28 protein-coding genes are annotated in these 25,055 nt (G+C 72.4%); 18 read left to right on the top strand and 10 right to left on the bottom strand.

The window, feature by feature from the left end:
* Position 1 precedes the first annotated feature (1 nt).
* From ACYVKX_RS01200 to ACYVKX_RS01210, 3 genes are all read left to right on the top strand, one after another.
* Entirely contained in the window at positions 2 to 775 is a 774-nt protein-coding gene (locus ACYVKX_RS01200; RefSeq protein ID WP_460828679.1) for a type III pantothenate kinase, read from the top strand.
* A 77-nt stretch (positions 776 to 852) separates the two neighbouring features.
* Positions 853 to 1,179, top strand: coding sequence for a histone-like nucleoid-structuring protein Lsr2 (locus tag ACYVKX_RS01205; protein ID WP_460828680.1), 327 nt, complete (start codon positions 853 to 855; stop codon positions 1,177 to 1,179).
* A 167-nt stretch (positions 1,180 to 1,346) separates the two neighbouring features.
* The gene (locus ACYVKX_RS01210; protein ID WP_460828681.1) at positions 1,347 to 3,911 is read left to right on the top strand and encodes an ATP-dependent Clp protease ATP-binding subunit; all 2,565 of its coding nucleotides are present in this window, start codon (positions 1,347 to 1,349) and stop codon (positions 3,909 to 3,911) included.
* Positions 3,912 to 3,970: 59 nt separating this feature from the next.
* Here ACYVKX_RS01210 and ACYVKX_RS01215 read toward each other — a convergent pair whose 3' ends face one another.
* Positions 3,971 to 4,837, bottom strand: coding sequence for an HhH-GPD family protein (locus ACYVKX_RS01215; RefSeq protein WP_460828682.1), 867 nt, complete (start codon positions 4,835 to 4,837; stop codon positions 3,971 to 3,973).
* A 65-nt stretch (positions 4,838 to 4,902) separates the two neighbouring features.
* On the opposite strand from ACYVKX_RS01215, the gene ACYVKX_RS01220 reads away from it, so the two are divergent.
* The gene (locus ACYVKX_RS01220) at positions 4,903 to 5,697 is read left to right on the top strand and encodes a hypothetical protein (protein ID WP_460828683.1); all 795 of its coding nucleotides are present in this window, start codon (positions 4,903 to 4,905) and stop codon (positions 5,695 to 5,697) included.
* A gap of 80 nt (positions 5,698 to 5,777) precedes the next feature.
* Here ACYVKX_RS01220 and disA read toward each other — a convergent pair whose 3' ends face one another.
* Together disA and radA are read right to left on the bottom strand one after the other, a co-directional pair.
* Positions 5,778 to 6,860, bottom strand: a complete 1,083-nt coding sequence (gene disA / locus ACYVKX_RS01225; RefSeq protein ID WP_460828684.1) for a DNA integrity scanning diadenylate cyclase DisA — start codon at positions 6,858 to 6,860, stop codon at positions 5,778 to 5,780.
* 9 nt (positions 6,861 to 6,869) lie between these two features.
* The gene (radA, locus tag ACYVKX_RS01230) at positions 6,870 to 8,288 is read right to left on the bottom strand and encodes a DNA repair protein RadA (protein ID WP_460828685.1); all 1,419 of its coding nucleotides are present in this window, start codon (positions 8,286 to 8,288) and stop codon (positions 6,870 to 6,872) included.
* Between the two features lie 77 nt (positions 8,289 to 8,365).
* Between radA and ACYVKX_RS01235 the strand changes: the two genes are divergently transcribed.
* Positions 8,366 to 9,394 (top strand): LacI family DNA-binding transcriptional regulator, encoded by a 1,029-nt coding sequence (locus ACYVKX_RS01235; protein WP_460828687.1) that lies wholly within the window; start codon positions 8,366 to 8,368, stop codon positions 9,392 to 9,394.
* 60 nt (positions 9,395 to 9,454) lie between these two features.
* On the opposite strand, the gene ACYVKX_RS01240 is transcribed toward ACYVKX_RS01235, so the two are convergent.
* The 3 genes from ACYVKX_RS01240 to ACYVKX_RS01250 all read right to left on the bottom strand — a co-directional run bounded on the left by ACYVKX_RS01240 (position 9,455) and on the right by ACYVKX_RS01250 (position 11,639).
* Positions 9,455 to 10,042 carry a class I SAM-dependent methyltransferase gene (locus tag ACYVKX_RS01240; RefSeq protein ID WP_460828688.1) on the bottom strand — a complete coding sequence of 196 codons (588 nt, stop codon included), beginning with the start codon at positions 10,040 to 10,042 and terminating at the stop codon, positions 9,455 to 9,457.
* Between the two features lie 101 nt (positions 10,043 to 10,143).
* Positions 10,144 to 10,782: a VOC family protein gene (locus ACYVKX_RS01245; RefSeq protein ID WP_460828689.1), complete on the bottom strand. Its 639-nt coding sequence runs from the start codon at positions 10,780 to 10,782 to the stop codon at positions 10,144 to 10,146.
* Positions 10,783 to 10,850: 68 nt separating this feature from the next.
* Positions 10,851 to 11,639, bottom strand: a complete 789-nt coding sequence (locus ACYVKX_RS01250; protein WP_460828690.1) for a hypothetical protein — start codon at positions 11,637 to 11,639, stop codon at positions 10,851 to 10,853.
* 44 nt (positions 11,640 to 11,683) lie between these two features.
* On the opposite strand from ACYVKX_RS01250, the gene ACYVKX_RS01255 reads away from it, so the two are divergent.
* From ACYVKX_RS01255 to ACYVKX_RS01270, 4 genes are read left to right on the top strand one after another with little or no spacing between them, the layout of a single operon-like run.
* Entirely contained in the window at positions 11,684 to 12,619 is a 936-nt protein-coding gene (locus tag ACYVKX_RS01255) for a Ppx/GppA family phosphatase (RefSeq protein WP_460828691.1), read from the top strand.
* Positions 12,619 to 13,410: a sugar phosphate isomerase/epimerase family protein gene (locus ACYVKX_RS01260; RefSeq protein ID WP_460828692.1), complete on the top strand. Its 792-nt coding sequence runs from the start codon at positions 12,619 to 12,621 to the stop codon at positions 13,408 to 13,410. The genes ACYVKX_RS01255 and ACYVKX_RS01260 overlap by 1 nt, the downstream gene beginning before the upstream one ends.
* Positions 13,407 to 13,529 carry a hypothetical protein gene (locus ACYVKX_RS01265; protein WP_460828693.1) on the top strand — a complete coding sequence of 41 codons (123 nt, stop codon included), beginning with the start codon at positions 13,407 to 13,409 and terminating at the stop codon, positions 13,527 to 13,529. Before ACYVKX_RS01260 ends, ACYVKX_RS01265 begins: the two co-directional genes overlap by 4 nt.
* Positions 13,526 to 14,119: a TetR/AcrR family transcriptional regulator gene (locus tag ACYVKX_RS01270; RefSeq protein WP_460828694.1), complete on the top strand. Its 594-nt coding sequence runs from the start codon at positions 13,526 to 13,528 to the stop codon at positions 14,117 to 14,119. The genes ACYVKX_RS01265 and ACYVKX_RS01270 overlap by 4 nt, the downstream gene beginning before the upstream one ends.
* 139 nt (positions 14,120 to 14,258) lie before the next feature.
* Here the strand turns inward: ACYVKX_RS01270 and ACYVKX_RS01275 are convergent, their stop codons facing one another.
* From ACYVKX_RS01275 to ACYVKX_RS01285, 3 genes are read right to left on the bottom strand one after another with little or no spacing between them, the layout of a single operon-like run.
* Positions 14,259 to 15,032 carry a helix-turn-helix domain-containing protein gene (locus ACYVKX_RS01275; RefSeq protein ID WP_460828695.1) on the bottom strand — a complete coding sequence of 258 codons (774 nt, stop codon included), beginning with the start codon at positions 15,030 to 15,032 and terminating at the stop codon, positions 14,259 to 14,261.
* Between the two features lie 26 nt (positions 15,033 to 15,058).
* Positions 15,059 to 15,823, bottom strand: coding sequence for an ABC transporter permease (locus ACYVKX_RS01280; RefSeq protein WP_460828696.1), 765 nt, complete (start codon positions 15,821 to 15,823; stop codon positions 15,059 to 15,061).
* A gap of 2 nt (positions 15,824 to 15,825) precedes the next feature.
* Complete coding sequence (locus tag ACYVKX_RS01285; protein ID WP_460828697.1) at positions 15,826 to 16,584, bottom strand: ABC transporter ATP-binding protein; 759 nt, start codon at positions 16,582 to 16,584, stop codon at positions 15,826 to 15,828.
* A 135-nt stretch (positions 16,585 to 16,719) separates the two neighbouring features.
* Between ACYVKX_RS01285 and ACYVKX_RS01290 the strand changes: the two genes are divergently transcribed.
* The 4 genes from ACYVKX_RS01290 to proC are packed head-to-tail and all read left to right on the top strand — an operon-like array spanning position 16,720 to position 19,969.
* Positions 16,720 to 17,439 carry an ABC transporter ATP-binding protein gene (locus ACYVKX_RS01290; protein ID WP_460828698.1) on the top strand — a complete coding sequence of 240 codons (720 nt, stop codon included), beginning with the start codon at positions 16,720 to 16,722 and terminating at the stop codon, positions 17,437 to 17,439.
* Positions 17,436 to 18,167, top strand: a complete 732-nt coding sequence (locus ACYVKX_RS01295; RefSeq protein WP_460828699.1) for an ABC transporter permease — start codon at positions 17,436 to 17,438, stop codon at positions 18,165 to 18,167. The genes ACYVKX_RS01290 and ACYVKX_RS01295 overlap by 4 nt, the downstream gene beginning before the upstream one ends.
* Before the next feature lie 38 nt (positions 18,168 to 18,205).
* The gene (locus ACYVKX_RS01300; protein ID WP_460828700.1) at positions 18,206 to 19,156 is read left to right on the top strand and encodes a proline dehydrogenase family protein; all 951 of its coding nucleotides are present in this window, start codon (positions 18,206 to 18,208) and stop codon (positions 19,154 to 19,156) included.
* Positions 19,157 to 19,165: 9 nt separating this feature from the next.
* Positions 19,166 to 19,969, top strand: a complete 804-nt coding sequence (proC, locus tag ACYVKX_RS01305; RefSeq protein ID WP_460828702.1) for a pyrroline-5-carboxylate reductase — start codon at positions 19,166 to 19,168, stop codon at positions 19,967 to 19,969.
* A gap of 39 nt (positions 19,970 to 20,008) precedes the next feature.
* On the opposite strand, the gene trpS is transcribed toward proC, so the two are convergent.
* Positions 20,009 to 20,962 carry a tryptophan--tRNA ligase gene (gene trpS / locus ACYVKX_RS01310; RefSeq protein WP_460828703.1) on the bottom strand — a complete coding sequence of 318 codons (954 nt, stop codon included), beginning with the start codon at positions 20,960 to 20,962 and terminating at the stop codon, positions 20,009 to 20,011.
* 170 nt (positions 20,963 to 21,132) lie between these two features.
* On the opposite strand from trpS, the gene ACYVKX_RS01315 reads away from it, so the two are divergent.
* The 5 genes from ACYVKX_RS01315 to ACYVKX_RS01335 all read left to right on the top strand — a co-directional run bounded on the left by ACYVKX_RS01315 (position 21,133) and on the right by ACYVKX_RS01335 (position 25,045).
* The gene (locus ACYVKX_RS01315) at positions 21,133 to 22,302 is read left to right on the top strand and encodes an acetoin utilization protein AcuC (protein WP_460828704.1); all 1,170 of its coding nucleotides are present in this window, start codon (positions 21,133 to 21,135) and stop codon (positions 22,300 to 22,302) included.
* 197 nt (positions 22,303 to 22,499) lie between these two features.
* Positions 22,500 to 22,703 carry a helix-turn-helix domain-containing protein gene (locus tag ACYVKX_RS01320; protein WP_460828705.1) on the top strand — a complete coding sequence of 68 codons (204 nt, stop codon included), beginning with the start codon at positions 22,500 to 22,502 and terminating at the stop codon, positions 22,701 to 22,703.
* An 81-nt stretch (positions 22,704 to 22,784) separates the two neighbouring features.
* The gene (locus ACYVKX_RS01325; protein WP_008356322.1) at positions 22,785 to 22,886 is read left to right on the top strand and encodes a 30S ribosomal protein bS22; all 102 of its coding nucleotides are present in this window, start codon (positions 22,785 to 22,787) and stop codon (positions 22,884 to 22,886) included.
* A 19-nt stretch (positions 22,887 to 22,905) separates the two neighbouring features.
* Positions 22,906 to 23,958 carry an NAD-dependent epimerase/dehydratase family protein gene (locus ACYVKX_RS01330; RefSeq protein ID WP_460828707.1) on the top strand — a complete coding sequence of 351 codons (1,053 nt, stop codon included), beginning with the start codon at positions 22,906 to 22,908 and terminating at the stop codon, positions 23,956 to 23,958.
* A complete protein-coding gene (locus ACYVKX_RS01335) occupies positions 23,951 to 25,045 on the top strand; it encodes a lysophospholipid acyltransferase family protein (protein WP_460828708.1) in 1,095 nt (364 codons plus the stop codon). The genes ACYVKX_RS01330 and ACYVKX_RS01335 overlap by 8 nt, the downstream gene beginning before the upstream one ends.
* Positions 25,046 to 25,055 lie beyond the last annotated feature (10 nt).

Here is a 25,055-nt window from a genome sequence, read left to right on the forward strand (position 1 = left end):
CGTGGCGCTGCTCGCCGCCGACATCGGCAACAGCCACACGATCCTCGGCCTGGTCGCCGACGGCGAGGTGACCGCCGACTGGCGGATCGCCACCGACGAGCGGCGCACCTCCGACGAGTGGGCGGTGCTGCTGCGCGGACTCCTCGGGCGCGCGGTGGACGACGTCGACGGCATCGCGGTCTGCGCGACCGTACCCGCGGTCCTGCACGAGTGGCGCGACATGCTCGCCCGACACTTCGCCGACGTCGCGAGCCTGGTCGTGGAGCCCGGCGTGCGCACCGGCGTGCCCGTGCTCATGGACAACCCGCGCGAGGTCGGCACCGACCGCATCGTCAACGCGCTCGCCGCGGTTCACGAGTACGGCGGGCCGGCGATCGTCGTCGACTTCGGCGGCACCGCGACGACGTTCGACGTGGTCAACGCGAAAGGGCAGTACGTCGGCGGCGCGATCTCGCCCGGAATCGAGATCTCGCTCGAGGCCCTCGGCCGGCGCGGCGCACAATTGCGCAAAGTCGAATTGCTCCGCCCGCGCGCCGTCATTGCGAAGAACACCGTCGAGGCGCTGCAATCGGGAATGCTTTACGGGGTCGCTGCCCAGGTCGAGGGAATTGTCGCCCGGATGATCGCCGAGCTCGGGGAGAAAACCGAGGACGTCGCGGTGATCGCCACCGGATATCTCGCCGGCCTGGTGCGCGAGGAGTGCCGGTGTTTCACGCACCACGCGCCGTGGTTGACGCTGCGCGGCCTCGAGCTCGCATTCATTCGGAACAGATGACTCGGCAATTCGCATTCTCGTTAAGTGCGTGCCATGATGAATTCCGTCATACACGCAATTGAGCGAGAGGGCTCGAAATGGCGCAGAAGGTCAACATCGTCCTGGTCGACGACATCGACGGGAGTGAGGCCGTCGAGACCGTCACCTTCGGATTGGACGGCACGACGTACGAGATCGACCTGAACAAGAAGAACGCCGGCAAACTGCGCGACGCCCTCGCGAGCTATGTCGGCCACGGCCGCAAGGTCGGCGCCGCCACGCGTCGTGGCCGCCGCTCCGCGGCCGCGACCAGCGGCCCGAGCGCGAAGGACGTCCGCGAGTGGGCGCGCGCCAACGGCTACGACGTACCCGACCGCGGTCGGGTGTCGGCGGAGGTCCGCGAGGCCTACGACGCCGCGCACTGACGCCCGTCCGCCGAGTCGGCGCAGTCTCAGTGAGAGACTGCGCCGACTCGGCGCATCTCGGGGCTGTTCGCTCTCAGCGGACTGGCTGGGCCGTGATCGGGGAACGCGTAGGCTGGTCGCGGGGTTGGAGTACCCGTAGCCCCACCGAGGTTTCAGGAGCGATGCGCATGTTCGAGCGGTTCACTGACCGAGCCCGCCGGGTGGTCGTGCTGGCCCAGGAGGAGGCCCGCATGCTCTCCCACAACTACATCGGGACCGAGCACATCCTGCTCGGCCTCATCCACGAGGGCGAGGGCGTCGCCGCCAAGGCGCTGGAGAGCCTCGACATCTCGCTGGAGGCCGTGCGCGCGCAGGTCGAGGAGATCATCGGCCAGGGACAGCAGGCCCCGAGCGGCCACATCCCGTTCACGCCCCGCGCCAAGAAGGTGCTCGAGCTGTCCCTGCGCGAGGCGCTGCAGCTCGGCCACTCCTACATCGGCACCGAGCACATCCTGCTCGGCCTGATCCGCGAGGGCGAGGGCGTCGCCGCCCAGGTGCTGCAGAAGCTCGGCGCCGACCTCAACCGGGTCCGCCAGCAGGTCATCCAGCTGCTCTCCGGGTTCCAGGGCAAGGAGGCCGCCGGCGCGACCGCGACGACCGGGGCCTCCGGGGGAGACGCGCCGTCGTCGTCCCTGGTGCTCGACCAGTTCGGACGCAACCTCACCCAGGACGCCCGCGAGGGCAAGCTGGACCCGGTCATCGGCCGGGAGCAGGAGATCGAGCGGGTCATGCAGATCCTGTCCCGGCGTACCAAGAACAACCCGGTCCTCATCGGCGAGCCGGGCGTCGGCAAGACGACCATCGTCGAGGGTCTCGCGCAGGACATCGTCAAGGGCAACGTCCCCGAGACGCTCAAGGACAAGCAGATCTACACCCTCGACCTCGGTGCGCTGGTCGCCGGCTCGCGCTACCGCGGCGACTTCGAGGAGCGCCTGAAGAAGGTGCTCAAGGAGATCCGCACCCGCGGCGACATCGTGCTGTTCATCGACGAGATCCACACCCTGGTCGGCGCCGGCGCGGCCGAGGGCGCCATCGACGCGGCGAGCATCCTCAAGCCGATGCTGGCCCGCGGCGAGCTGCAGACCATCGGCGCGACCACCCTCGACGAGTACCGCAAGTACCTCGAGAAGGACGCCGCGCTGGAGCGTCGCTTCCAGCCGATCCAGGTCGCCGAGCCGTCGATCGCGCACACGATCGAGATGCTCAAGGGCCTGCGCGACCGCTACGAGGCGCACCACCGCGTGACGATCACCGACGAGGCGCTGGTCTCGGCGGCGACCCTGGCCGACCGCTACATCTCCGACCGGTTCCTGCCGGACAAGGCCATCGACCTGATCGACGAGGCGGGCTCGCGGCTGCGGATCCGCCGGATGACGGCGCCCGCCGACCTGCGCGAGTACGACGACCGGATCGGCGAGGTGCGCCAGCGCAAGGAGGCCGCGATCGACGGCCAGGACTTCGAGGCCGCCGCGCGCCTGCGCGACGAGGAGAAGCAGCTCATCCAGCGCAAGTCCGAGCGCGAGAAGCAGTGGCGCGCGGGCGACATGGACGAGGTCGCGGAGGTCGACGAAGAGCTGATCGCCGAGGTGCTGGCCGTGGCGACCGGCATCCCGATCGTGAAGCTCTCCGAGGAGGAGTCGACTCGGCTGCTCAAGATGGAGGACGAGCTCCACAAGCGCGTCATCGGCCAGGAGGAGGCTGTCAGGGCCCTCAGCCGCGCCATCCGGCGTACCCGGGCCGGCCTGAAGGACCCCAAGCGCCCCGGCGGATCGTTCATCTTCGCCGGCCCGTCCGGGGTCGGGAAGACGTGGCTGTCCAAGACGCTGGCGGAGTTCCTGTTCGGCGACGAGGACGCGCTGATCCAGCTCGACATGTCGGAGTTCGGCGAGAAGCACACCGTCTCGCGGCTCTTCGGCTCGCCGCCGGGCTACGTCGGCTACGAGGAGGGCGGCCAGCTCACCGAGAAGGTGCGGCGCAAGCCGTTCTCGGTCGTGCTCTTCGACGAGGTCGAGAAGGCGCACCCGGACATCTTCAACAGCCTGCTGCAGATCCTGGAGGAGGGTCGCCTGACCGACTCCCAGGGCCGGGTGGTCGACTTCAAGAACACCGTCATCATCATGACCACCAACCTCGGCACGCGCGACATCGCCAAGGGCATCAACCTCGGCTTCCAGCAGAGCGGTGACGCCGGCTCCTACGAGCGGATGAAGAACAAGGTGTCGGAGGAGCTCAAGCAGCACTTCCGCCCCGAGTTCCTCAACCGGGTCGACGAGGTCATCGTGTTCCCGCCGCTGTCGCAGGAGCAGATCGTCGCGATGGTCGACAACATGATCGCCGCGGTGGAGACCCGGATGAAGGACCGCGACATGTCGCTGGAGCTCACCCAGGCCGCGAAGAACCTGCTCGCCGAGCGGGGCTTCGATCCGGTCCTGGGCGCGCGGCCGCTGCGCCGTACCGTCCAGCGCGAGATCGAGGACGTGCTCGCCGAGAAGATGCTGTACGGCGAGGTCGGCCCCGGCCAGATCGTGCTCGTGGACGTCGAGGGCGAGGGCCCCACCGCGACCTTCACCTTCGCGGGCCAGAAGGTCGGCGCGCTGCCGGACCTGCCGCCGTTCGAGACCGCCGAGGTCGCCTCCTCCGAGGGCCCCGACGACTCCGACAGCGGCTCGGACGTCCCGAGGTCCCAGGACTGACGGTCTGATCAACGCCGAGTCGGCGCAGTCTCAGCTGAGACTGCGCCGACTCGGCGTTCTCAGGGGAGCGCGTAGGACTCCGGGCCGGCGGGGACCAGCAGCCCGTCCTCGACCAGGGAGGCCAGGCAGCGGACCCGCTGGGTCTCGTCGTGCCAGGCCAGGTCGAGCCGGCTGCGGTGCACCGGGCCGTCGCCGTCGCGGAGCACGGCGAGCAGCCGCCCCCGGCACTGCCGGTCGGTGCCGGCCCAGGTCTGCACCTTGCGCGGCGGCCCGTCGTACGCCGGATGGCCGGCCGCCCGCCAGGCGCAGCGATCGGCGATCGGGCAGGCGCCGCAGCGCGGGCTCGCGGCGGTGCAGACCAGCGCGCCGAGCTCCATCACGGCGACCGACCAGGTCGGCGCCGTCGCCTCGTCCTCGGGCAGCAGCTCACGGGCGACCTCGCGCTCGGCCCTGGTCACCGACGCCGACGGGAACTCGACGCCCTGCACCGCCCGGGCGAACACCCGCCGCACGTTGGTGTCCAGCACCACGTGCCGCCGGCCGTGCGCGAAGCTCGCGATCGCCGCCGCGGTGTAGTCGCCGACGCCCGGGAGAGCCAGCAGGTCGTCGTACGCCGCGGGCACCTCGCCGTCGTGCCGCTCGACGATCGCGGTGGCGGCCGCGTGCAGCCGCAGCGCCCGGCGCGGGTAGCCGAGCCGGCCCCACGCGCGGACCGCCTCGCCGCTCGGCTCCGCGGCCAGGGCGGCGGGGGTCGGCCAGCGCTCGAGCCACTGCTCGTGGACCGGCAGCACCCGGCTGACCGGCGTCTGCTGGAGCATGAACTCCGAGACCATCACCGACCAGGGGGACGCCTGCGGGCCGCGCCAGGGCAGCTCGCGGGCGTGCGCGTCGTACCAGCGCAGCACCGGCTCGTGGAGTTCGCTCATGTCGCGCCCATCCTGCCCGGTGTGGCGCCACCATCTGACCCCGGGCGCTGACTAGCGTTTGCCGCATGCCGGCGATGACCCGAGGACCGCTGCCCGCGCGGGTCTACTGGGTGCGCCGGCTGATGGTCCTCGGTACGGCGGTGCTGCTGGTCGTCGCGATCGGCCGGCTGCTCGGTGACGGCAGCGACGCGTCCTCGGGCGAGGGCGGCACGGCGGCGCAGGTCGCCGCCGAGACGACGCCGTCGACGACGTACTCCGCCCCGGCTCCCCCGACGCCGAAGCGGACGAGGACGCCCGACCCGACGCCGACCCTCGCCGTACCCGTCGGTGAGTGCGACGGCGCCGACATCGCGGTCACGCCGCAGGTCGAGGACGCGGTCGCGGGCCGCGACGTCCGGGTCGTGCTGCAGCTGCGCACCCTCGAGAGCCCGGCCTGCACCTGGGACGTCGGCCCCGACGCGCTGACGATGGACATCACCTCCGGAAGCGACGCCATCTGGTCGAGCCGGCAGTGCCCGGCCGCGATCCCGAAGGAGCCGGTCGTCGTCCGCCAGGCCGTCACGAGCAAGGTCGAGGTCGTCTGGAAGGAGGCCAAGCGCTCCGGTGAGGAGTGCACCAGGCTGACCGACTGGGCGATGCCGGGCTGGTACCACGTCACCGCCGCCGCGCTCGGCGGTGAGCCGGCGAACGTGCAGTTCCAGCTGGTGAAGCCGACCGCCGCGACGATCACCCGCACGGCCGAGCCGACGCAGGGCCCGACGCAGAGCCCCTCGAAGAGCCCGTCAGGCGAGCCGAGTCAGAAGCCGAGCGGCCGCCCGGTCGTCTCGCAGAGCCCGTCCGGGGCGGTCGAGCCGGACTGAGCTTTCGGCGTCGAGACACGCGAACTGGCCCTCGACACCCGTCCGAGAGGGCCAATTTGGGTGTCTCGACGGTAGATGAGCTACACGTAGCGCTCGAGGATGGTCGACTCGGCGAGCCGGGAGAGGCCCTCGCGGACCGAGCGGGCGCGCAGCTCGCCGACGCCGTCGACCGCCTGGAGGTCGTCGACGCCGGCGGAGAGCAGCTTCTGGAGCGTGCCGAAGTGGTCGACCAGCCGGTCCACGACGGCGGTGGGCAGGCGGGGCACCTTGGCCAGCAGCCGGTAGCCGCGCGGGGCGACCGCGCCGTCGAGGTGCTCGCCGGTGCCGAGGCCGAGGGCCCGGGCGGCGGCGGCCGGGTCGACCAGCTCGGTCGACGAGAGCGACTCCAGCCGGTTGAGCAGCGCCTCGGGGCTCTTGGCCCGACGGCCGGCCGGCAGGTAGTCGCGGATCACCAGCTCGCGCTCGGTGTCGACGCCGGTGATCAGTTCCTCGAGCTGCAGCGACAGCAGCCGGCCGTCGGTGCCGAGCTCGAGCACATAGTCCTCGATCTCGCTGGCGATCCGGGTCACCATCTCCAGCCGCTGGGCGACGACGGCGACGTCGCGGACCGTCACTAGGTCCTCGATCTCCAGCGCCGACAGGGTCGCGGACACCTCGTCGAGGCGGAGCTTGTAGCGCTCCAGCGTCGCGAGCGCCTGGTTGGCGCGGGAGAGGATCTGGCCGGAGTCCTCGAGGACGTGGCGGGTCTCCCCGACGTACGCCGCGATGATCTGCATCGACTGCGACACCGAGATCACCGGGAAGCCGGTCTGCCGCGCCACCCGGTCGGCGGTGCGGTGCCGGGTGCCGGTCTCCTCCGAGGGGATGGTGTGGTCGGGCATCAGGTGGACGGCGGCCCGGCTGATCCGGGTGACGTCCCGGTCGACGATGATCGCGCCGTCCATCTTGGCCAGCTCGCGCAGGCCGGTGGCGGTGAACGGGACGTCGAGGGTGAAGCCGCCGGTCGAGATCGAGTCGACCACCTTGTCGTGGCCGAGCACGATCAGCGCGCCGGTGCGGCCGCGCAGGATCCGCTCGAGGCCGTCGCGCAGCGGCGTGCCGGGCGCGATGGCCTCGAGGGTCGCGCGCAGGCGCAGCGTCTCGTCCGAGCGATCCGTGGGCACCCGAGGAGTCTAGAGGTCCCCGACGGATCGCGGACGCTGAACGTCCGCGGCGGGCAGGTGCAGCAGCCGCAGCGCGGCCCCGACATCCGGTACGTCGAGCACCCGCATGCCGTCCACCGTCCAGGACTCGGGCGAGCGCGGGCCGCTCCGGCCGGGCTCGGTCGGCACCACCGCCACCTGGAAGCCGAGCCGCGCGGCCTCGGCGACCCGTTGCGGCAGGTCGCGCACTCTGCGGAGCTCGCCGGCCAGGCCGAGCTCGCCCATCGCGACCACGCCGCGCGGGGCCGGCTGGCCGATGGAGGCCGAGGCCAGCGCCACTGCCACCGCGAGGTCGCTCGCCGGCTCGCCGACCCGGGCGCCGCCGACGGTCGAGGCGAAGACGTCCATCGAGTGCAGCCGCACGCCGCAGTGCTGCTGCAGCACCGCCATCACCATCGCGACCCGGGAGCCGTCGAGGCCGGACGTCGTACGGCGCGGTCGCTCCGCGGCGCTGCGGGTGACCAGCGCCTGCACCTCGGCGAGCATCGGGCGCCGGCCCGCCATCGTCACCGCGACGCAGGTGCCGGGGACCTGCCCGTGGTGGCTCTCGACGAACAGCCCGGTCGGGTCGGCCACCGCGGTGATGCCCTCGGAGCCGAGGTCGAAGCAGCCGACCTCGTCGACCGGGCCGAACCGGTTCTTCATCGCGCGCACCATCCGGAACCGCGAGTCGCGGTCGCCCTCGAAGTGCAGCACCACGTCGACGACGTGCTCGAGCACCCGCGGGCCGGCGATCGAGCCGTCCTTGGTGACGTGGCCGACGATGATCGTGGTGATGTTGCGCGTCTTGGCGACCCGCACCAGCGCGGCCGCGACCTCCTTGACCTGGGTGACGCCGCCGGGCACGCCCTCGACGCCGGACGCGCCGATGGTCTGGATCGAGTCGACGACGAGCAGCGTCGGCCGGACCTCCTCGATGTGGGTGAGTACGGCGCCGAGGTCGGTCTCCGCGGCGAGGTAGAGCTGGTCGTGGACGCCGCCGGTGCGGTCGGCGCGCAGCCGGACCTGCGAGGCCGACTCCTCGCCGGTGACGTAGAGCGTGCGATGCCGGTAGCGCGCGGTCTGCGCGGCCACCTCCAGCAGCAGCGTGCTCTTGCCGACGCCCGGCTCGCCGGCGAGCAGGATCGCGGCACCGGGCACGATGCCGCCGCCCAGGACCCGGTCGAGCTCGGGCACGCCGCTGGTGCGGAACGCCGAGTCCTCCACCGACACCTGGCCGATCGGCACCGCGGGGCGGGTGACGGGCGCCGCCGGCGTACGCCCCGACGGCGCGGCCGCGGCCTCGGCCACGGAGCCCCAGGCCTGGCACTCGCCGCAGCGGCCGACCCACTTCGCGGTCTCCCAGCCGCACTCGGAGCACCGGAACGCGGGACGGGGGGTCTTCGGCATGCGCACACCGTAGGCGGCTGCGCCGACAGCCCCGCCTATGGTGTCCTTGGATCGATCTAGCGTCGAGGGGAGGCGGGTTGACGAGGAGCACCGGGCGGCTGACCCCGCCACCGACGCTGGCCGACGTCGCCGAGCGCGCGGGCGTGTCCCGCCAGACCGTCTCGAACGCGGTCAACAACCCCGACCTGCTGCGCGCCGACACGCTCGCGCGGGTGCTGGAGGCGATCGACGAGCTCGGCTACTCGCCGAACCGCGCCGCGCGCAACCTGCGCACCCGCGCCTCCCACCTGATCGGCATGCGGTTCAGCCCGGCCCAGGAGGGCACCGCCAACGCGACCATGGACCGGTTCGTGCACTCGCTGGTGGAGACCTCGCGTGAGGCCGGCTACCACGTCCTGCTGTTCGCCGGCGACCACCGCGATCCGCTGGCGGGGTACGACGACCTGCTGCGGTCGACCGCGGTCGACGCGTTCGTCGTCACCGACACCTACCTCGGCAACCCGCAGGCCGCCTGGCTGGACAAGCGGCGGGCGCCGTTCGTCGCCTTCGGCCGCCCCTGGGACAACCCGGCCGCCGGGCACGCGTGGGTGGACGTCGACGGCGCCGCCGGCACCGACCTCGCCACCACCCACCTGATCGACCGCGGCCACCACCGGATCGCCTGGATCGGCTGGCGCAAGGACTCCCGCATCGGCGAGGACCGGCGCTCCGGCTGGACCCGCGCCATGCACGCGCGCGGCCTCCCGACCACCGGGCTCGCCTCGCGCGTCGAGGACACCGTCGCCAGCGGCCGCGAGGCCAGCGCGGTGCTGCTCGACGAGGCGCACCCCTCGGCGTTCGTCTGCGCCTCCGACACCCTGGCGATGGGCGTGCTGCACACGCTGCGCGACCGCGGGATGGCGGCGGGCCGCGAGATCGCGGTCGTCGGCTTCGACGACTCCCAGGTCGCCCAGGTCGTCCCGCCCGGCCTCACCTCGGTGCGCCAGCCGCTGGAGCAGGTCGCCGTCGAGATCGTCAAGGCACTCGAGGGGATGCTCGGCCGCCCGCCGGTCGCCGGCCCCGGCGTGCTGCTCACCCCGACGCTGGCGATGCGGGGGTCCTCCTAGCTACGTCATGCGGACGGTGGAAGGCGACACACTGTCCGTACGACGTCCCGGGCGGTCGAGCTAGAACCGCTTCCACCAGAGGTTGACCGCGTAGTCGACCTCGGTGCCCTCGTGGGACGCGAGCACCTCCTCGGCGATCGCCGGGCTGAACTCGATCCGCACCACGCTCTCCAGGTCCGCGCGCGAGCCGAAGGCCCAGCGCATGTCCACAGGCGTGCGCGTCCAGCCGCGCGTCGACCAGAACAGCGCAATTGCGCCGGGATCGACCTCCGGGTAGCCCCGCCGGAACCAGCCGCCGAAGGTCGAGCGGGTCGGGTCGTTGTCGATGACGTACGCCGTGCCGCCGCGTCGGACCACGCGGTCGAGCTCGGCCAGGCCCGGCTCGCAGCCCGGGCCGAAGAAGTAGGCCCACCGGGCGTGCACGACGTCGACCGAGGCGTCCGGGAGCGGCAGCGCCTGCGCCGTACCGTGCCGCACGTCGACGTTCGGGAGCCGGCGGGTACGCCGCCGGGCCAGCGCCACGAGGTCGGCGTGCGGCTCCACCCCGATGACCGACGCCGCGGTCGCCGCGAGCCACGGCAGGTGGAAGCCGGTCCCGCAGCCCACGTCGAGCACCGTCCGGCCCTCCCACGACGACACGGCGCGCATGGCCGCCTCGATCGCCCCATCCGGGTCAACCGCACGGTTCTCGACCTCGTACGTCGCCGTGTGGTGCCAGATGTTGGGGCTCGGCCGAGCCCCGGGTGAGATCAAAGACGCACGAGCCCGGCCGGCGTCTGGACCTGGCAGGCGAGGATCCCGGGGGTGCCGTTGGGGGCGACCCACTCGACCTTCACGTCCTCCAGCGGCGCCTCGACGGTCTCGCCGAGCCACTCGCTGACGCGCTGCGGGTCGCCCGCGATCTCCAGGCAGGCCAGGGAGTACGCCGGGTCGGCCCCCACGCTCGGGTGCATGTCGGCCGGGCTCTGCCACTGGATGAAGAACGGCAGCTGCGGGTCGGCGATCAGGCCGTTGACGCCGATCTGCTTCCACAGCAGCTCGGAGCCGTCCGGGCGGTGCCGGTTGCCCTTCGCGGCCTCCCGGCCGAGCCGCCGCTCGACGGGCGTGATGTCGTCGACGGCCACGACCCAGCCCAGCCAGCCGCCGCCGAGGGCGGAGCGGGCCTTCACGGCCTGGCCGAAGGGGGCCTTGTCCGACGCGGGGTGGTCGAGGGCCTCGACGATCTCGAGGTAGGTGCCGCCGGCGAGCGGCAGGATCATGTTGCGGGTCCCGAAGCGGGGGTGCACACCGCCGTCGACGAAGTCCTTGCCGAGCAGTCCCCCGATGCGCTGGGCAGTGCTGGCGAGGCCATCCGGTCCTGCTGCGAACGAGAGATGGTCCAGGCGCATGCGTCGATTCTCGGTGCTCTCCCAGGAAGCGCCGACACCGGGGTCGGAGTCTCTTGACGTCGAGACGCCTACTGCGGATCGGCGGGATGCAGCGCGAGGGCCGATCTCGAGCGGAGGTGGGCCTCGCAGTGGCGGACCAGCTCGTCGTACGCCGCCTTGCCCATCAGCTCGGTGAGCTCGGCCTCGTTGGTGACGTAGACGGGCTCGACGGCGACGTGCGCCTCGGTGTTGCCCGAGCAGTACCAGTCGAGGTCGTGGCCGCCCGATCCCCAGCCGCGGCGGTCGTACTCGGTGATCGTCACCTCGGTGTACGTCGTCTCGTCCTGGCGCGTCACCTCGCGGAAGGTGCGGCGGATCGGCAGCTGCCAGCACACGTCGGGCTTGGTCTCGACGGGGCTCCTCTCGAGCACGAAGGCCAGTGCGTGCAGGGCGCAGCCCGCGCCGCCCCCGCCCTCCGGCCCGCCCTTCGACGGAGCGAAGTCGGGGCGGTTCTGGAACACGCACGCCTGCTGGCCGTCGACCGTCGTGACGCGGGTCTTCCGCTCGCCGTCCTCGTCGACCTCGATCCAGTCCCGCTTGCGGACCTTGCCCCGCGGCTTCTGCTGCCACAGCCTCTCGTCGAGCATCTCGACGTACGCCGCCACCCGCTTCTCGTCGTCCTTGTCGGCGAAGTGCGCGCCGAGCGTGCAGCAGCCGACGTCGGGTGCGTCGGCGTAGATGCCCGGGCAGCCCTGGCCGAAGATGCAGGTGTAGCTCGACGTCAGCCAGGTGAGGTCGCACCTCATCACCTCGGTCTCGTCGGCCGGGTTCACGAACTCCACGAAGGCACGGGGGAACACGAGGTCGACTTCGGGCACGGACCAACCCTACGTCGCCCGAACCGGCTAGTAGCGTGGGAGCCATGCGTCTGGGCGTGCTCGACATCGGGTCCAACACCGGACACCTGCTCGTGGTGGACGCCCACCGCGGCGCCGCGCCGCTGCCGGCCTACTCCTACAAGGAGCCGCTGCGCCTCGCCGAGCACCTCGACGAGGCGGGAGCCGTGTCCCAGCAGGGGATCGACGCGCTCTGCGCGTTCACCTCGCAGGCACTGCGCGTGGCCGAGGACAAGGGCAGCGAGGGCATCCTCGCGTTCGCCACCTCCGCGGTGCGCGACGCGGTCAACGCCGAGGCGGTGCTGGCCGAGGTGCGCGAGCGCACCAGCCAGGACATCGCGGTGCTGCCGGGCGAGGACGAGGCGCGGCTGACCTTCCTCGCCGTACGGCGCTGGCTCGGCTGGTCCGCGGGCCGGCTGTCCGTCTTCGACGTCGGCGGCGGCTCGCTGGAGATCGCCGGCGGCGCGGACGAGGAGCCCGACGTGGCCTGGTCGCTGCCGCTCGGCGCGGCCCGGCTGGCCCGGCAGCACTTCGCCGACGGCGCCGTCGACGAGGACGCGATTCGCCAGCTGCGCAAGGAGATCCGGGCCGAGATCGCCCGCGACGCCGGGCGCCTGCTGCGGGCCGGCGCTCCCGACCATGCCGCGGCCACCTCCAAGACGCTCCGCTCGCTCGCCCGCATCTGCGGCGCCGCGCCGTCCGGCGAGGGCCCGCTGGTGGCGCGGTCGCTGCCCGTCGCCGAGCTGCGCGAGTGGATCCCGAAGCTGGTCGCCATGCGGCCCGACGAGCTCGCCGGCCTGCCCGGCGTCTCGCCGAGCCGGAGCCACCAGGTGGTGCCGGGCGCGCTCGTCGCCGAGGCCGTGATGGACATCTTCGGACTGCCCGCGCTGGAGATCTGCCCGTGGGCGCTGCGCGAGGGTGTGATCCTCGAGCGGCTCGACCAGATCACGATCGGCCTCTGATGGCGTCGCGCATCGGGCTCTCGACGGTCTCGGTCTACCCCGAGTCGTCCGCGCACGCCTTCGGCTACGCCGCCTCCCTCGGGTACGACGCCGTCGAGGTCATGGTCGGCATCGACGCGATCAGCCAGCAGACGTCGGCGGTCCGGCAGCTCTCGGAGCACCACGCCATCCCGATCACCGCGGTGCACGCACCCTGCCTGCTGTTCACCCAGCGGGTCTGGGGCACCGAGCCGTGGGGCAAGCTCGAGCGCTCCGCCGAGATGGCCGCGGTGGTCGGCGCCGAGGTGGTCGTCGTGCACCCGCCGTTCCGCTGGCAGAAGCAGTACGCCGCCGGCTTCGTCGAGGGAATCGCGGCCCTCGAGGCGTCGACGGGCATCGCGTTCGCCGTCGAGAACATGTACCCCTGGCGGGCATCGACCCGGCGCGGCATGGAGATGTACCTGCCGGGCTGGGACCCGTCCGAGGAGTCCTACGCCAACACCACGATCGACCTCTCCCACGCCGCGATCGCCCAGTCCGACCCGATCCTGATGGCCAAGCGGCTCGGCGACCGGCTGCGGCACGTCCACCTGACCGACGGCACCGGCTCGGCCAAGGACGAGCACCTGGTGCCGGGCCGCGGCTCGATGGACGCGGCGGCGTTCCTCCGCCACCTCGCGAAGGTCGGGTTCGCCGGGGAGATCGTGCTGGAGATCAACACCCGCAAGTGTCGCGACGCGGCCGAGCGGGAGGCGGACCTGCGCGAGTCGCTGGACTTCGCGCGCGAGCACCTGGGGGTGAGGGCGTCGTGACGCTGGACGACCGCTACTTCCTCGGCCTCGCGATCGAGCAGGCCCGGATCGGCTGGGACGAGGGCGGCGTCCCCATCGGGGCCGCGCTGGACCGGACCCGGCCAGAGCGGACGGCGTGAGCGCCCCGCCTCGCCGTGGCCGCCGTCCGGGGGCGCCCGACACCCGGGCCGCGATCCTCGCGTCGGCGCGCACGCTGTTCGCCGCGCAGGGCTTCGCCGGTACGTCGGTCCGCGCGGTCGCCGCCGGAGCCGGCGTCGACGCGGCGCTGGTGCACCACTACTTCGGCAGCAAGGACGACCTCTTCGTCGCCGCGCTCGAGCTGCCGGTCGACCCCCGGGAGCGGCTGGCCGGGGTGGTCGCCGAGGGGCCGGACGGCGCCGGGGAGCGGATGCTGCGGGTCTTCCTGTCGGTCTGGGACGACCCGGAGCTGCGGCTCCCGCTGATCGGTCTGGCCCGCAGCATGCTCGACCCGTCCGGGCAGCGGCTGATGCGCGACGGCTTCCTCCCGGCCGTGCTGCTGCCCGTCGGCGTCGCACTCGGGATCGAGCGTCCCGAGGTGCGAATGCCCCTGGTCGCCAGCCAGGTGATCGGCCTGATCCTCACCCGCTACGTGCTGGAGATCGAGCCGATCGCCACCATGCCGGCCGAGGACCTGGTGGCGATCTTCGCCCCGACGATCCAGCGCTATCTGACCGGGCCGTTGCCCTGACGGCGGGTTTCCCCGGTCGACCGGGGAAACCTGACGTTGTCAGGCGTTGCAACACCCCACAACGTCAGGGATCGCCTGACAACCCTGGGCCCGGCGCACCTGACGTACCTGTCCCAGTTCCCCCAGGCGGACATCTGCGTCAGGTGCCGTCGAGATGCGGCGAGGATCGCCGGATGCTGGTCCAGCCGGTCCAGCCGCGCTCCTCGAGGAGCTCCAGCATCCGACCGGCGGCGGGCACGGAGTCGAGGAAGACCCCGTCCAGGAGCGCGGCGAGCTCGTCGGGGAGCGGGTCTTGACTCCACACGGAGTCGGGAACGGCCTCGAACTGGGTGACGAGGCGGTCGACGACGCCGACCAGCCGTGGGTCGTCGGCAGCCCAGCCGATCACCTGGGCCAGGTCGCGGTAGAGCTCTTGGACGCCGGGGTCGGCGATCTGCTGCTGCTTGAGCTGCATGTAGAAGGGCATCCGCTCGGGCAGTCGGGCCGCGACCACGATCCAGGCGTCGCGTTCGGCCTCGACCATCGGCTCGGGTACGCCGAGCGCGCGCAGGCTGCCGAGGTAGGCGACCGCCTCGGCAGGCAGCGCCAGGCTCTCGCCGACGGCGAGCCGGGCGATCCGCCGGCGGTGCTGCTGGAGCTCGCGGATCTCGGCGCGCAGCCGCCGGTCGATGCCGGCGACCGCCTCGGCGAACTCGGCCTCGCCGGCTCCGAGCAGCTCCCGCACCCTGGTGAGAGGTACGCCGGCCTTGGCGAGCGTGCGGATCCTGATCAGCTCGACGACCGCCGCGGCGTCGTAGCGCCGGTAGCCCGAGCGGTCGCGCTCGGGCTCGGGCAGCAGCCCGGTGGCGTGATAGTGCCGCACCGTACGCACGCTCACCCCGGCGTAGGCCGCCAACTGACCGATCGTCAGCATGCCCCCCATCATCCCCGACGTCCTCGTCAGCCGACCTTGCGCCGGTAGGCACGCATCGCGAGGAGGTGGGAGATCACGAGCAGCGCCCCGCACCAGGTCAGTGCGATCCACCAGTCCTCGCCCACGCCGGACGAGGTCCACAGTCCCCGGATCGTGTCCACGATCGAGGTCACCGGCTGGTGCTGGGCGAACCACCGCACAGGTCCCGGCATCGAGGCGGTGGGCACGAACGCCGAGGAGATGAAGGGCAGGAAGATCAGCGGGTAGGAGAAGCCGCTCACGCCGTCGGGCGTCTTCGCGGTCAGGCCCGGGATGATGGCCAGCCAGGTCAGCGCCAGGGTGAAGACCAGCAGCATCCCGATCGAGCCGAGCCAGGCCAGGATGCCGGCGCTGGTGCGAAAGCCCATGACGAGGGCGACGGCCACGACCAGCACGATCGAGATCGCGTTGGCGACCATCGAGGTCAGCACATGGCTCCACAGGAAGGCGGACCTCGCGATCGGCATCGACTGGAACCGCTCCACGATGCCAGTCGATACGTCGAGGAACATCCGGTACGCCGTGTACGCCACCCCCGAGGCGATTGTCATCAGCAAGATGCCCGGCAGCAGGTACGAGGTGTAGGCACCCGAGCCGGTGCCGGTGTCGATCGCGCCGCCGAGCACGTAGACGAACAGCAGCAGCATCGCGATCGGCGTGATCGCGGTGGTGATGATGGTGTCGGGGCTGCGACCGATGTGGCGCAGCGAGCGTCGGGTGAGGACGACCGAGTCGTGGATCGCCGAGCTCATGGTCAGGCCTCCTTGGCGGCGGTGATGGTCAGGAAGATCTCCTCGAGGGAGGGCTGCTTCTCGACGTACTCGATCTCGGCCGGCGGCAGCATCGCCGTCAGGCCCGCGAGCGTGTCGTCGGCGATGATCCGTCCTTCGTGCAGGATGGCGATCCGGTCGGCAAGGCGCTCAGCCTCCTCGAGGTACTGGGTCGTGAGCAGCACCGTGGTCCCTGCTCCGGCGAGCTCCTCCACGGTCCGCCAGACCTCGAGCCGGGCCTGGGGGTCCAGGCCGGTGGTCGGCTCGTCGAGGAACAGCACCGGCGGGTCGCCGATCAGACTCATCGCGATATCGAGGCGCCGCTTCATACCACCCGAGTACGTCGCTACCCGGCGTGCGCCAGCCTCGACCAGGTCGAAGCGGGACAGGAGGCCGTCGGCGATCTCGCCCGGGCCGGGCAGACGACGCAGCTCGGCGATGAGCACGAGGTTCTCCCGTCCGGTGAGGACCTCGTCGACGGCGGCGAACTGCCCGGTCAAGCTGATCGACCCACGAACCGCGGCGGCGTCGGTGGCGACGTCGTGGCCGTGGACGACGGCGGTGCCGGCATCCGGCTTCAGGAGCGTCGAGAGGATCCTGACGACCGTCGTCTTGCCCGCGCCGTTGGATCCCAGGAGTGCGTGGATGGTGCCCGCCGGGACGGCGAGGTCGACGCCCCTGAGCACCGTCTGGTCGCCGTAGGCCTTGGTGAGCCCGGCGATCTCGATGGCAGCCGTAGTCATGCACGGAAGCCTGCGACCCTGACGCAGGGTCAATGTCAAGCGCCGTGGCGGCCCAAGCCGACAGCTCGACCGACGGCGGCAGCACGCCTCGACAACCCCTTGCTCCGGCCCGACCCCGAGCGCATAATTCAACACATGATGAATAACGTAGAGATCCGCGGGCTGCGCGTCGTCCGCGGCGGTCGCCGCGCGCTGGAGCACCTCGACCTCACCATCGGCGGGGGCGTGACCGGGCTGCTCGGACCGAGCGGCTGCGGCAAGTCCACGCTGCTGCGCTGCCTGGTCGGCGTCCAGCGGGTCCACGACGGGACGGTCACGGTGTTCGGCGAGGAGGCCGGGAGCCGGGGCCTGCGCGCCCGGGTCGGGTACGTCACCCAGGCCGCCAGCGTGTACGACGACCTCACCGTCGTGGAGAACCTCCGGTTCTTCGCGCGGGTGCTCGGCGTCGGCCGCGACCACGTCGCCCGGGTCGCCCGGGTCGTCGAGGCCGTCGACCTCGGCCGCGACCGGGACCGGGTGGTCGGCCGGCTCAGCGGCGGCCAGCGCAGCCGGGTCAGCCTGGCGGTCGCGCTGCTCGGCGAGCCGGACCTGCTCGTGCTCGACGAGCCCACCGTCGGCCTCGACCCGGTGCTGCGGGTCGACCTGTGGCGGCTCTTCCACGAGCTCGCCGACCAGGGCACCGCGGTGTTCGTCTCCAGCCACGTCATGGACGAGGCGGAGCGCTGCGACCGGCTGCTGCTGATGCGCGAGGGCCGGATCATCGCCGACGGCACGCCCGGCGAGATCAAGGAGAAGGCGGGCGCGGCGACCATCGAGGAGGCATTCCTCGCGATCGTGCGGCGGGATGCCGCGTGAACCCGCGCGTCACCTTCGCCGTCGCCGCCCGGGTGCTGGTCCAGCTCCGCCGGGACCACCGCACGCTGGCGATGCTGCTGGTCCTGCCGTGCCTGCTGATGACCCTGCTGTGGTGGATGTTCGCCGACACCCCGGTCTTCGACGCGGTCGGCCCGGCGCTGCTGGCGATGTTCCCGTTCATCGTGATGTTCCTCGTGACGAGCGTGACCACGCTGCGCGAGCGCAGCGGCGGCACGCTGGAGCGGCTGCTCGCGATGCCGATGGGCAAGCTCGACTTCCTGCTGGGGTACGGCGTCGCGTTCGGCGTCGTCGCCGCCGTCCAGTCCGCGCTGGCCGTCGGGATCAGCGTCGGCCTGCTCGACCTGGAGGTGCTCGGCCCGGTCTGGCTGCTGACGGTGGTCGCCGTCGTCGATGCCGTGCTCGGCACCGCGCTCGGGCTGCTCGTGAGCGCCTTCGCGCAGACCGAGTTCCAGGCGGTGCAGTTCATGCCCGCGATCGTGATCCCGCAGATCCTGCTGTGCGGGCTGTTCGTCCCGCGCGACCGGCTGCCCCAGGCGCTGGAGTGGGTCAGCGACGTGCTGCCGCTCAGCTACGCCGTCGACGCGATGACCACGCTCACCGAGACCAGCGCGACGGCCGACGTCTGGGCCGACCTGGCGGTGGTCGCGGGGTTCGCCCTCGCCGGACTGGCGCTCGGGGCGGCGACTCTGCGGCGGCGTACGCCCTGAGATGGGGGACCGGCGCGCGGGAACGTAGCCTGAGAGGCATGTCGCTCCTCCGTCAGCCGCTCCTCCTGCTCGCCCGCAGCGGCCTGGTGAAGAAGGCGGTCAGCACCATGCCGGTCTCCGCCGGCATCGTCCGCAGGCACGTCCCCGGCGAGACCACCGAGGCCGCCGTCGACGCGACCGCCGCGCTGGCGGCGGACGGCCTGCGGGTCACCCTCGACTTCCTCGGCGAGGACACCCTGGACGCCGAGCAGGCCGACGCGACGGTCGCGGCGTACCTCGACCTCCTCAAGCAGCTGTCCGCCCGCGGCCTCACCCGCGGCGCGGAGGTGTCGGTCAAGCTGAGCGCGATCGGTCACTCCCTCCCCGACGACGCCGGGTTCGGGGGAGGCCACAAGATCGCGCTGGAGAACGCCCGCACTATCTGCCGGGCCGCGCGCAACGCCGGCACCACGCTCACCCTGGACATGGAGGACCACACCACCACCGACTCGACGCTGGCAATCCTCCGCGAGCTGCGCAAGGACTTCCCGGAGACCGGCGCGGTCCTGCAGGCCGCCCTCCGGCGTACCGAGTCCGACTGCCGCGCGCTCGCCCACGAGGGCTCGCGGGTGCGGATCTGCAAGGGCGCCTACCTCGAGCCCGAGGACGTCGCCTACGTCGACCGGCTCGACATCGACAGGTCCTACGTGCGCTGCCTCAAGGTGCTGCTGGCCGGCGAGGGCTACCCGATGGTCGCGACCCACGACCCGCGGATGATCGAGATCGCGTCGTCGCTGGCGAACCGCCACGGTCGCGAGCCGGGCAGCTACGAGTTCCAGATGCTCTACGGCGTCCGGCCCGAGGAGCAGCGCCGCCTGGCCGAGTCCGGCGAGGTCGTGCGGGTCTACGTGCCCTATGGCCTGGAGTGGTACGGCTACCTGATGAGAAGGCTCGCCGAGCGCCCGCAGAACCTGACATTCTTCCTGAGGTCCCTGATCTCCAAGAGCTAGGTGCAACAGATGGCGCAGACCGCGATCCTCGGAGCCGGCGTGATGGGGGAGACCCTGCTCTCCGGGCTGGTCCGCGCCGGGCGCCGGGTCGACCACCTCCTCGTCGGCGAGAAGCGCGCCGAGCGCGCCCGCGAGCTTGAGGAGCGGTACGGCGTCGCCGTGGTCACCAACGTCGAGGCGGCCCGCAAGGCCGAGACCCTCGCGCTCGTCGTCAAGCCCCAGGACATGGCCGACCTGCTCGACGAGATCTCCCCCGTGCTGCGCCCCGGCCAGCTGGTGGTGTCGCTGGCCGCCGGCATCACGACCGCGTTCATCGAGTCCCGCGTGCCCGACGGCGTCGCCGTCGTCCGGGTCATGCCGAACACCCCGGCGCTGGTCGACGAGGGCATGGCCGCGATCTCGCCCGGCTCGCACTGCTCCGAGGAGCACCTCGCCGAGGCCGAGGCGCTGCTGGCCTCGACCGGGCACGTGCTGCGGATCCCCGAGCGCCAGCAGGACGCGGTCACCGCGATCAGCGGCTCCGGTCCGGCCTACCTCTTCTTCGTCGTCGAGTCGATGATCGAGGCCGGCGTCCACCTCGGCCTGCCGCGCGCGACCGCGACCGAGCTCGTCGTCCAGACCGTCGTCGGCTCGGCGAAGATGCTCCGCGAGACCGGCACCCACCCCGTCGTCCTGCGCGAGCAGGTCACCTCGCCCGGCGGCACCACCGCCGCCGCGCTGCGCGAGCTCGAGGTGCACAAGGTCCGCGCGGCGTTCCTCGCCGCCATGGAGGCCGCCCGCGACCGGTCGCGGGCGCTCGCCGAGGGCTCCTGAGCCCGCGACGATCGCCGGGCGGGCTGCGCGGATCCGGCGTCAGAGCCCCATCGCGGCCTGCGCGGAGGCGAGCACCGGGGCGGTGACCTCGCGGCAGCGCGCGGCACCGGCGTCGAAGACCGAGGTGACGTACGCCGGGTCGCCGGCCAGCTCGGCGTACCGCGTCTGCAGCGGCTCGAGCACCGCCACCACCGCGTCGGTGACGGCCCGCTTGAGCGCGCCGTACGTCGTGATCCCCGACGCCGAGCCGCCGCAGGCCGCCAGGACGTCGAGCAGGTTCGACACCCCGGGCTTGTCCGGCGACGCCCGCACCGCGTCCGGCCCGGTGTCGGAGTCGGTGACGGCCCGCGAGACCTTGCGGCGTACGACGTCGGGCGGGTCGAGCAGCAGCACCACCCCGGCCGCGTCGACGTCGGACTTGCCCATCTTCCGAGTCGGGTCGTCGAGCCGCATCACCCGCGCCCCGGCGGCGGGCACCGTGATCTCCGGGACCGTGAACACCGGCCCGTAGGTGCGGTTGAAGCGGACCGCCAGGTCGCGGGTCAGCTCGACGTGCTGGCGCTGGTCGGCGCCCACCGGCACCTGCTCGGGCCGGTAGAGCAGGATGTCCGCGGCCATCAGCGCCGGATAGGTGTAGAGCGACGCCCGCGCGGCGTCGACACCACGACCCTTCTCCTTGAACTGGATCATCCGGTTCAGCTCGCCGGTGTACGCCGTGCACTCGAGCAGGTAGGCGAGCTGGGTGTGCGCCGGCACCCGGCTCTGCACGAACAGCGTCGACTCGCCGAGCCCGGCGGCGAGCATCAGGGTGGCGGTCTCCTGCACGAGGGAGCGCAGCGAGGACGCGTCGTGGGGCGTGGTCATCGCATGCAGGTCGGCGATGCCGTAGAAGCAGTCCGCGTGCTGGCCGGCGGCCATCGGCCGCAGCGCGCCGAGGAGGTTGCCGAGGGTGAGGTGCCCGCTCGGGGTGAGGAGCGAGAGCTGTCGGTTCATGGGAGCTCCGAAGGGGTGAGAGCCCACGAGCCGACGCCGAGAGACAACGGCCGCCCGTGGGCGGCCGGTGGGTGACGTGCGTGCGCGTCAGGAGGTGGTCCGCCCTCAGGCGGGCCACCAGGACAGGGGACGCGTCGGCACCCGCCCAGAGTAGCGGTACGGTCGCGGGCATGCCCGACTGTCCAGGACCGGCGACCGTGGTCTTCGACCGCAGCCTGACCGAGTACGACTTCGGCCCCTCCCACCCGATGTCGCCGGTGCGCGTCGACCTGACCATGCGGCTGGCCGAGGACCTCGGCGTCCTGGCGCGCCTGCGTCAGGTGCCGGCGCCGATCGCCAGCGACGACGAGATCGCCCGGATCCACGGCGGCGCGCTGATCGAGGCGGTGCTGCGGGCCGCACCGGACGAGCGGTTCGGGCTCGGCACCGACGACAACCCGGTCTTCCCGGGCATGCACCACGCCGCGGCGCACATCGTCGGCGCCAGCGTCGAGGCGTTCCGCCAGGTCTGGTCGGGGGAGTCGCTGCACTCCGCCAACATCGCCGGCGGCCTGCACCACGCGATGCGCGACCGGGCCAGCGGCTTCTGCATCTACAACGACGTCGCGGTCGGCATCGCGCACCTGCTCGACCAGGGCGCCGAGCGGGTCGCCTACGTCGACGTCGACGTCCACCACGGCGACGGCGTCGAGCGGATCTTCTGGGACGACCCGCGGGTCCTCACCATCTCCCTGCACGAGACCGGCCAGATGCTGTTCCCCGGCACCGGCTTCCCGGCCGACCTCGGCGGCCCCGCCGCGGAGGGTACGGCGGTCAACGTGGCCCTCCCTCCCGGCACCGGAGACGGGGGCTGGCTGCGCGCCTTCCACGCCGTCGTGCCCCCGCTGCTGCGCGAGTTCAAGCCGGACGTGCTGGTCACCCAGCACGGCTGCGACAGCCACATCGAGGACCCGCTCGCGCACCTCATGCTCACCGTGGACGGGCAGCGTGCGGCGTACCTCGCCCTCCACGACCTCGCCCACGAGGTGTGCGGCGGCAGGTGGGTGGTGACCGGAGGCGGCGGCTACGCGCTGGTCGACGTGGTCCCCCGCGCCTGGACGCACCTGCTCGCGATCGTCGGCGGCAGCCCGGTGGATCCGCTGACCGACACCCCCGACGGCTGGCGCGACCACGTCCGCACCCGCCTGGGCCGGGGAGCGCCGCACCGGATGACCGACGGCCGGACGCCGGCGTACCGCGACTGGGGCGAGGGCTACGACCCCGACACCTGGCTCGACCGGGCCATCCACGCGACCCGGACCGCCGCCTTCCCGCTGCACGGGCTCGACCCGCTGCCGTAGCCGCTCTGCCGTAGCGCGCTAGACCGGCGCCGACGGTCCGGAGCGTCGAGGGCAAGCGGACACGCCGTCTCCCGTGAGTTACTTTGGTCAATCTCTTCCCCACGAGTCACATCAGGCCCTATTCTCACTGAGCGCGACGCGTGTACTCACCGTGCGGGGAAGCCGGTGGCGCGTCAGACAGAAAGTATCGGTGCACGATGGCTACCAGCTCCGGGGACATCTCCGACTCGAAGTTCCTGACCGTTGCCGAGGTCGCCGCGATGATGCGGGTCTCGAAGATGACGGTCTACCGGCTCGTCCACAACGGCGAGCTGGCCGCCGTCCGGGTCGGCCGCTCCTTCCGCGTGCTGGAGAAGGACGTCGACGAGTACCTGCGCAACAGCTTCTACAGCGCTGGCTGAGCCGAGCCCACGGGCGCGATTCTTCGCCAGCGACCGCTGCGGATAGGCTTGGCCGGTCCCAGTGCTGTCGAAAGGTGTCCCGTGGGTTCTGTCATCAAGAAGCGCCGCAAGCGCATGGCGAAGAAGAAGCACCGCAAGCTGCTGAAGAAGACGCGCGTCCAGCGTCGCAAGCTCGGCAAGTAGGCACGCGCCGCCACGCCGCATGGGCAGCGCCGGCAGGGTCGTCCTGGTCACCGGGGTCTCGCGCGACCTCGGCCGGCGGTTCGCGCGCTCGCTCGCGGCCGACCCGGGCGTCACTCGGGTCATCGGCGTCGACGCGGTGCCGCCTCGCGGCGACGTCGGCGACGTCTCCTTCGTCCGTGCCGACATCCGCAACCCGGTCATCGCCAAGGTGATCGTCAAGGAGGACGTCGACACCGTCGTCCACATGAGCGTCATCTCCACCCCCGGCAGCACCGGCGTGCGGCACACGATGAAGGAGCTCAACGTCATCGGGACGATGCAGCTCCTCGCCGCCTGCCAGAAGGCGCCGGGGCTGCGCACCCTCGTGGTGAAGTCGTCGACCACGGTGTACGGCGCCAGCAGCCGCGACCCCGCGATGTTCACCGAGGACATGGAGCCGCGGCGCTCCCCGCGCACCGGCTACGCCAAGGACCTCGCCGAGATCGAGGGCTACGTGCGCGGGTTCGCCCGGCGCCGCCCCGACGTCCGGGTGACCACGGTCCGGGCCGCGAACGTGGTCGGCCCGCACGTCGTCAGCCCGCTCACGGCCTACCTCCGGCTCCCGGTCGTGCCGACCGTCCTCGGCTTCGACCCCCGCCTCCAGCTCCTGCACGAGCAGGACCTCCTCGGCGTGCTGCGCCACGCCGTCGCCACCGACGTCGCCGGCACCTTCAACGTGGCCGGCGACGGCGTGGTGACGCTCGCCCAGGCGGTACGCCGCCTCCAGCGCGCCGCGGTCGCGCTGCCGTCGTTCGCGGTCGGCGGCGTCGGCTCCGCGCTGCGCTCGGCCCGGGTCACCGACCTGTCGCCGGAGCTGCTCGCGCTGATCACCTACGGCCGCGGCGTCGACACCACCCGGATGCGGGCCGAGCTCGGCTTCGAGCCGGCGTACTCCACCGCGGCCGCGCTCGCCGACTTCGGCGCCCCCCTGACGCCGACCGGCGGCCGCGCCGAGCGGGTGCTGGCCCGGGTCGCCGCCGGCCTGCCCGAACCCGAGCCGGCCGAGCCCGAACGGGGTGGCGTCCGTGGGTGACGCCGAGATCATCCCGATCGGCACCCGCGGCCGGCCCGGCCGGGGCACCGGCACGCAGCCGTCGTCGGCCGCGCGGGGGCTGGCGCCGAAGCCCCCGGCCAGGAGGGCCGCGCCGCCGAAGAGGGCCGTGCCGCCGCCGGCCGCGGAGCCGGCGCGTCCCCCGGTCACCGTCGCCGAGCGGGAGCCGTCCGGAGGCATCCCGGCCTCGGACTGGCTGGCCGCGATCGACCACGCCGCCCGCGAGGTGTTCGGCGAGCAGTGGGAGCCGCAGCTGGCCCGCCTCCTCGCGTTCCTGCGCCGCCGGGTGAGCGGCGACTACGAGCTCGACGAGTACGGCTTCGACCCCGAGGTCACCGAGCGCTTCCTGCTGGCCGCGCTGCGCCCGATCGCGGAGAAGTGGTTCCGCATCGAGGTCCGCGGCGCGGAGAACATCCCCGCCGAGGGCGGGGCGCTGGTCGTCTCCAACCACTCCGGCACCATCCCGGTCGACGGGCTGATGACGCTCTTCTCGGTCCACGAGTCGACCGGCCGGTTCCTGCGCCCGCTGGGCGCCGACCTGGTCTTCCGGCTGCCGTTCGTCGGCTCGGTCGCCCGCAAGAGCGGCGCCACCCTGGCGTGCGGCGAGGACGCCGAGCGGATGCTGCGCGGCGGCGAGCTGGTCGGCGTCTGGCCCGAGGGCTTCAAGGGCATCGGCAAGCCGTACTCCCAGCGCTACAAGCTCCAGCGCTTCGGCCGCGGCGGCTTCGTCTCCGCGGCGCTGCGCACCGGGGTGCCGATCGTGCCGCTGTCGGTCGTGGGCGCCGAGGAGATCTACCCGCTCGTCGGCAACGTGCCGTCGCTGGCGCGGCTCCTCGGCCTGCCCTACATCCCGATCACGCCGTTCTTCCCGCTGCTCGGCCCGCTCGGGCTGGTGCCGCTGCCGTCGAAGTGGCTGCTGGAGTTCGGCGAGCCGATCCGCACCGACGAGCTCGACGAGGGCGCCGCCGACGACCCGATGCTGGTCTTCAACGTCACCGACCAGGTGCGCGAGACCATCCAGCAGACGCTCTACACGCTGCTGATGGAGCGCCAGTCCGTCTTCCGCTGACGACTACTGA

The organism is Nocardioides hungaricus, assembly GCF_054782915.1.